This is a genomic window from Streptococcus lishijunsis (genome assembly GCF_047290665.1).
Classification (GTDB): domain Bacteria; phylum Bacillota; class Bacilli; order Lactobacillales; family Streptococcaceae; genus Streptococcus.
This window is the reverse complement of sequence record NZ_JBLBUC010000016.1, coordinates 30162-36270: the sequence shown is the minus strand read 5'-3', so window position 1 is coordinate 36270 and position 6109 is coordinate 30162. Positions and strand designations below refer to the sequence as shown.

Annotated in this window: 5 protein-coding genes and 1 pseudogene; 4 read left to right on the top strand and 2 right to left on the bottom strand. The window is 40.4% G+C overall.

All coding sequences use genetic code 11. The annotated features are described in order from the left end of the window. The first annotated feature begins 275 nt into the window (after positions 1-275). Positions 276-980: a B3/B4 domain-containing protein gene (locus ACLN19_RS06995; RefSeq protein ID WP_413384719.1), complete on the top strand. Its 705-nt coding sequence runs from the start codon at positions 276-278 to the stop codon at positions 978-980. Between the two features lie 41 nt (positions 981-1021). On the opposite strand, the pseudogene ACLN19_RS06990 reads toward ACLN19_RS06995, so the two are convergent. Continuing rightward, positions 1022-1570: pseudogene (locus ACLN19_RS06990) on the bottom strand (ATP-binding cassette domain-containing protein). Positions 1571-2006: 436 nt separating this feature from the next. On the opposite strand from ACLN19_RS06990, the gene ACLN19_RS06985 reads away from it, so the two are divergent. Genes ACLN19_RS06985 through ACLN19_RS06975 form a run of 3 tightly spaced genes read left to right on the top strand, consistent with a single transcriptional unit; the run spans position 2007 to position 4670 of the window. After that, positions 2007-2612: a nitroreductase family protein gene (locus ACLN19_RS06985; RefSeq protein WP_413384717.1), complete on the top strand. Its 606-nt coding sequence runs from the start codon at positions 2007-2009 to the stop codon at positions 2610-2612. A 41-nt stretch (positions 2613-2653) separates the two neighbouring features. Further along, positions 2654-4060 (top strand): dipeptidase PepV, encoded by a 1407-nt coding sequence (gene pepV, locus ACLN19_RS06980; protein ID WP_413384715.1) that lies wholly within the window; start codon positions 2654-2656, stop codon positions 4058-4060. A 25-nt stretch (positions 4061-4085) separates the two neighbouring features. Then, positions 4086-4670, top strand: a complete 585-nt coding sequence (locus tag ACLN19_RS06975; protein ID WP_413384713.1) for a uracil-DNA glycosylase family protein — start codon at positions 4086-4088, stop codon at positions 4668-4670. Positions 4671-4717: 47 nt separating this feature from the next. On the opposite strand, the gene mnmE is transcribed toward ACLN19_RS06975, so the two are convergent. After that, positions 4718-6091, bottom strand: coding sequence for a tRNA uridine-5-carboxymethylaminomethyl(34) synthesis GTPase MnmE (mnmE, locus tag ACLN19_RS06970; RefSeq protein WP_413384711.1), 1374 nt, complete (start codon positions 6089-6091; stop codon positions 4718-4720). Positions 6092-6109: the final 18 nt, after the last annotated feature.

Below are 6109 nucleotides of genomic sequence, written 5' to 3'. Positions count from 1 at the left end.
GAAACAAAGGAAAAACTTTGATTCGGTCTTTTTTCGTAGCAAAAACAGAATAAATGAGTTCTCTTGATATCAAATTTGACTTGAATTTAGAGCATTCTCAAAAATTGCGACACATACGGGTCAATTGACAAGTTTAATAGATATGATATAATAATGACACTAATTACATCATATCGCCACCGGGTGAGTAAGCATTTTAAGGTATCGTTAGGTCTGAGAAGATACCTTGGAATGTTTATTTTGTATTTAGCCATTTATTAAGAAGGAGAGATATCATGACAAAATTTATCGTAGATGACTCATTTTGGGAACTTTTTCCAGATGCAAAGATTGGCGTAGTTCTGCTAAAAGACTATAAAGCAGGCGATGTATCTCCTTACGAGTTGCAAGACTTACTAGCTGATAGTAATCAGATAGCTAAGGGATACTTGATAGAAGATACATTTAGTGAAAACCCTGTTATTAAGGTCTATCGTCAAGCTTTTCAGCGCTTTAAAACCAAGAAAGGAGCTAGATCTAGTATAGAAGCTTTGTTAAAAAGAACAAGTGGAGATAATCCTGTCTCTAGCATCAACCCTTTGGTTGATATTTATAATGCGGCTAGTCTGCGTTATGCTTTACCATGTGGTGCTGAAGATAGTGATACGTTTGTGGGAGATTTACGGTTGGGTATAACAGAGGGTGGTGATGATTTTTATCTGATTGGTGAGGATGATAATAAACCAACACTTCCAAATGAGTTATGCTATACAGATGAAGTGGGGGCTGTTTGTCGTTGTCTTAACTGGCGAGATGGTAAGCGTACCATGATTACCAATCAAACGACCAATGCTTTTTTAGTGATTGAATTACTAGATCCTAGTCGAGAAGAAGCGCTACATCAGGCACTTGATTTTATTATAAAACAGTCGGTTACTTTTTTAGGAGCAACAGCTAATAAGCGTATTTTAGATAAGGAAAATCCTGATATGATTATCTAGTAAAACCCCCAACCTCTATGATAAAGAGATTGGGGGTTTTGTTATGTCAGATAGTCGGCTAAATTGATGTGATAATCACAGGCAAGGTGGATGAGTTCTTGGTCATGTGTAATGACGATAATCAATTGTTCTTTACTGACTAATGTTTTGAGGAGTGTGGCAAAGTGTTTCATATGATGATAGTCTAGTCCGCTAGTTGGCTCATTAAAGATAAGGGTGTTTTTATCGGACATAAGGACGTTAGCGATAACAACACGTTGTTGCTCGCCTCCTGATAAAGCTAGTGGATGCTTATTCAGCAATGGTTGTAGTCCTAGTTGTCTCATAACGTCATCACGATTTGATAGTTGTTTAGTTCCAAGCCTTATCTCAGAGTTAACACTATCTGTAAATAATTGAAGGCGTACATCTTATAAGACTAGACTTGCGAATTTGAGGCGTTGTTGGGGCTTAGTTTTCTTGCCTTGCCAATAGATAGTTCCTGTCTCAGCTTTTAGACCTACTAGATATTGAGCGAGAGTTGATTTTCCAAGACCATTATCATCTGTAATAGCTATGATAGATTGGCTTGGTAGAAAAAGATGCTCAATGGTTCCTAGATGTTTTTGGTTGGTGTGTAGTTGGACTTGCGATAGTTCTAATCCTTCGGAAGTTTCTGGAAAAGTAGTAGAAGCTAAGCTATCAGAGATATGTAATCCACGTAAACCATATTGTGCACGGAGGTTATTGTCAAAAGTCAGCCAGTCTTTTTGATGCCAATCATGAAGAATGCGTCCTTTGTCAATATAAAGGTAACGGTCAGCTATTTCCTTTCTAAAAAAGAGTGATCGTTAAACGCTACAATCTTTGCAGCGCTTGCTTGTGGACGAGTCCACAGTTGTTATTATAACATAAGAGTATAAGTAAATTTGAAATTTTCAGAAAATGATAATCATTATAAAAAGCGAAAGAGCTAATAAAAGGGTGCTAAGTCACTTAAAAAGTGATAAAATAACAATATCCCTGTAAGTAGAAAGGAAGAATCGTGTGGGTTTTCGTGAATTAAATCAAAAACGTCGTGCTGTCAAGCAGTTTAGTGATAAGCTAGTAGAGAAAGAGGCCATTTATCAGGCAATTGAGATGGCTAGTTTATCGCCTTCTGCCCATAATATCCAACCGTGGCACTTTGTACTTGTCAAGGAACGTAAACACGAATTGGCAGTTAGTCTCCCAGAACTTAATCAAAAACAGGTCGCTTCCAGTCAATATGTGATTGCGTTATTTACAGACACCGCTTTGTCTCAGCGTTCTTTGGAAATAGCTGAGCTGGGTAAGGAAGATTTTCCAGAAAGTTTGTTGACGTATCTCACAGAGACTATGCCAAAGCGCTTTGCTGCTTTTGATAAGGTCGCTACAGGTGAGTATCTGGCACTCAATGCTGGTATTGTGGTTATGAATCTGGTTTTGACGTTGACAGAGATGGGGCTGGGCTCTAATATTATTTTGGGCTTTGATAAATCTAAGCTCAATAGCTTGTTAGAGGTAGATAAGCGCTATCGTCCTGAGTTGCTCGTTACCGTAGGGTATAGTAATGACAACTCGTCTGCTAACAGCTATCGTTTGCCTATTGAGCATCTGATAGAAGAACGTTAATTAAAATAGTATTAAGATACTAAAAATAGAAAGGAAGACATATGACAGTAGATTTTAAAGCAGAAGTTAGCAAGCGTAGAGAGGCTATGATGGAAGATTTAGTAGCTTTATTGCGTATCAATTCTGAGCGTGATGACAGTAAAGCTGATGCTACTCATCCCTTTGGTCCTGGTCCAGTGCGTGCTTTAGAAGCTTTTTTACAAATGGCTGAGCGTGATGGTTATGAGACAGCTAATATTGATAATTATGCTGGGCATTTTACATTTGGAGAAGGCGAAGAAGAATTGGGGATTTTTGCTCATTTGGATGTCGTGCCAGCAGGAAGTGGTTGGGAGAGTGACCCTTATGAGCCTGTGATTAAGGATGGACGTTTGTATGCGCGTGGTTCTTCAGATGATAAAGGACCTACAGTTGCTTGCTACTATGCTTTGAAGATTATTAAGGAATTGGGGCTTCCTGTATCGAAAAAAGTTCGCTTTATCGTAGGAACGGATGAAGAATCAGGCTGGGCTGATATGGATTATTATTTTGCGCATTCTGGCTTGAAAAAACCTGATTTTGGGTTTTCACCTGATGCAGAATTTCCAATCATCAATGGCGAAAAAGGAAATATCACCGAATACCTTCATTTTTCGGGAGCTAATGACGGAGCTTATCGCTTACATCATTTTGAAGGGGGCTTGCGTGAAAATATGGTGCCTGAATCTGCCACAGCGACTATCACAAGTGGCAGCTCTTTTGAGGAGATAAGACAAGACCTAGAGGCATTTCTTTCTGAGCGCCCTATTACAGCTGATTTGAGCGAGGATAAAGGACGTATCACGATTACCATTTTTGGAAAATCAGCTCATGGTTCAACACCAGAAGAAGGGATTAACGGTGCGACGTATTTGGCACAATTTTTAAATCAATATACCTTTGAAGGTGCTGCTAAGGCGTATCTCTCTTTAAGTGCGGACATTCTGCATGACGATTTTGAAGGGCAAAAGCTAGGTGTAGCCTACTCCGATGATAAGATGGGGGCTTTGTCTATGAATGCTGGTGTCTTCCATTTTGATGATCAGAGTACGGATAACACTATTGCGCTTAATTTCCGTTATCCAAAAGGGACAGACGCCAAGACCATTCAAAAAGGGCTTGAGCAGTTAGCAGGAGTTGAGCGTGTTAGCTTGTCTGAACATGAGCATACGCCACACTATGTCTCTCCAGAAGATCCTTTGGTCGCTACTCTTTTAGATGTTTATGAGAGACAAACAGGTCAAAAAGGCTATGAGCAAGTGATTGGTGGTGGTACTTTTGGACGCTTGTTAGAGCGAGGTGTGGCTTATGGAGCGATGTTCCCTGATTATGTCAACACCATGCACCAAGCCAACGAATTTGTTGAAGTCGAAGATCTCTACCGCGCCGTTACTATTTACGCAGAAGCTATTTATGAATTGATCAAATAATGGTTTTGTCTAATCAAGCTAGCCTATGAAGACAATAGAGACACTGATAGCAGATATTATGGCAGATGAGGCCAATCAGTCTTATACTGAGCGTGGTATCAAGCCTTTATTTAGTGCACCAAAGACAGCTAAAGTGGCTATCATCGGTCAAGCTCCAGGTAGCCGCGCTGAGCAGTCACATCTGTATTTTGATGATCCAAGTGGTGACAATCTTAGAGAATGGTTAGGTGTAGATCGTCATACCTTTTATCAATCAGGCTTGTTTGCTGTTTTGCCGATGGATTATTATTTCCCAGGTCGTGGTAAATCAGGGGATTTGCCTCCTCGTGCGAGCTTTGCTCCCAAGTGGCATCCAAAGACCTTGGCGCTATTACCTAATGTCAGCCTAACCCTTTTGATTGGTCAATATGCGCAGCGTTACTATCTCAAAAAGAGGGCGTATCCTCGTCTGACAGATACGGTAAAGCACTATAAAGATTATCTTCCAGATTATTTTCCATTGGTGCACCCTTCGCCTAGAAATAATATCTGGCAATCGCAAAATCCTTGGTTTAAAGAAGAGGTCTTGCCTGATTTAAGAGCTTTAATAGCAGATATTTGTCAACAATGATATTAGAAAAGACTTGCGAAGCAAGTCTTTTTCTAGTGTTATAGACCTTATTTACCAAGGCAAAATTGGCTAAAGAGTTTACTGATGAGTTCGTCTGGTGCGGCTTCACCAGTTATCTCTCCTAAAATCTCCCAGCAGCGTGTCATATCAACTTGTAATAAATCTACAGGCATGCCATTTTCAAGCCCATCATTGACAGCTTTTAGGCTCTCTAAAGCCTGCTCTATCAAAGCGATATGGCGTGCATTTGAGAGGTAGGTTGCATCTTTTTCAATACCTGCAGTTTCCTCAAAGAACAGCGTATTGATAGCGTCTTCGATTTGATCAATATTGTGCCCTTTCAAAACCGAAATGGCAATGGTATCTTTGGGAAGTTCATTGATTTCAATAGCTGGTGCAAGGTCTGTTTTATTTAGTAAGATGATGCGGTTGCTATCCTGACTCATCTCAAGTAAGGCTCTATCTTGAGGCGTTAAGGGTTCGGAATTATTTAACACCAGAAGGACCAAATCAGCTTCTGATAAGGCTTTTTTAGAGCGTTCTACGCCGATTTTTTCAACGACATCATCTGTATCTCTAATTCCTGCTGTATCAATTAGTTTTAGTGGAACCCCTTTGATATTGACATATTCTTCGATGACGTCACGAGTTGTTCCCTCAATATCGGTGACAATAGCCTTGTCCTCACGCAAAAGCGTATTTAAAAGACTGGATTTACCAACATTGGGGCGACCGATGATAGCCGTAGATAAACCTTCACGCAAAATCTTACCACGGTGTGCGGTTTTGAGAAGATTTTCAAGAAGGGTTTGGAAATCTTTCGTTTTTTCACGCATGAGTGATGTTGTCATCTCCTCAACATCATCATACTCAGGATAGTCGATATTGACCTCCACTTGAGCAAGGGTATCTAGGATTTCTTGGCGTGTATTGGTAATGAGATTTTTCAGAGACCCATCTAGTTGTTGAATGGCAATGGCAGCAGCCTTATCCGTCTTTGCGCGGATAATATCCATGACCGCTTCGGCTTGCGTCAGGTCAACACGTCCATTTAAAAATGCACGTTTGGTAAATTCGCCAGGCTCTGCCATACGAGCGCCAGAGCGAAGAACTAGCTGTAAAATATCGTTGGTAATGGCAATGCCACCATGTGTATTGATTTCGATGACATTTTCACGTGTAAAGGTTTTTGGAGCCAGCATGACTGAGACCATGACCTCATCAACGACTTCTTGACTGTCTGGGTCAATGATATGACCGTAATGAAGTGTATGACTAGCAACCTGAGTCAGGTCTTTTCCTTTAAAGAGTTTTTGAATAATGGGTAGTGCCTGTGTCCCTGAGATACGGACAATACCAATGGCACCCTCTCCTAGAGGGGTTGCAATCGCAGCGATAGTATCAAATTCTTTGGTTAACATCCTATAGAACTCCTTATG

Bases quoted from the DNA above. Each gene is read 5' to 3' on its own strand.
- ACLN19_RS06995 (WP_413384719.1), top strand. From the start codon at position 276: ATGACAAAATTTATCGTAGATGACTCATTTTGGGAACTTTTTCCAGAT.
- pepV (WP_413384715.1), top strand. From the start codon at position 2,654: ATGACAGTAGATTTTAAAGCAGAAGTTAGCAAGCGTAGAGAGGCTATG.
- ACLN19_RS06975 (WP_413384713.1), top strand. From the start codon at position 4,086: ATGAAGACAATAGAGACACTGATAGCAGATATTATGGCAGATGAGGCC.
- mnmE (WP_413384711.1), bottom strand. From the start codon at position 6,091: ATGTTAACCAAAGAATTTGATACTATCGCTGCGATTGCAACCCCTCTA.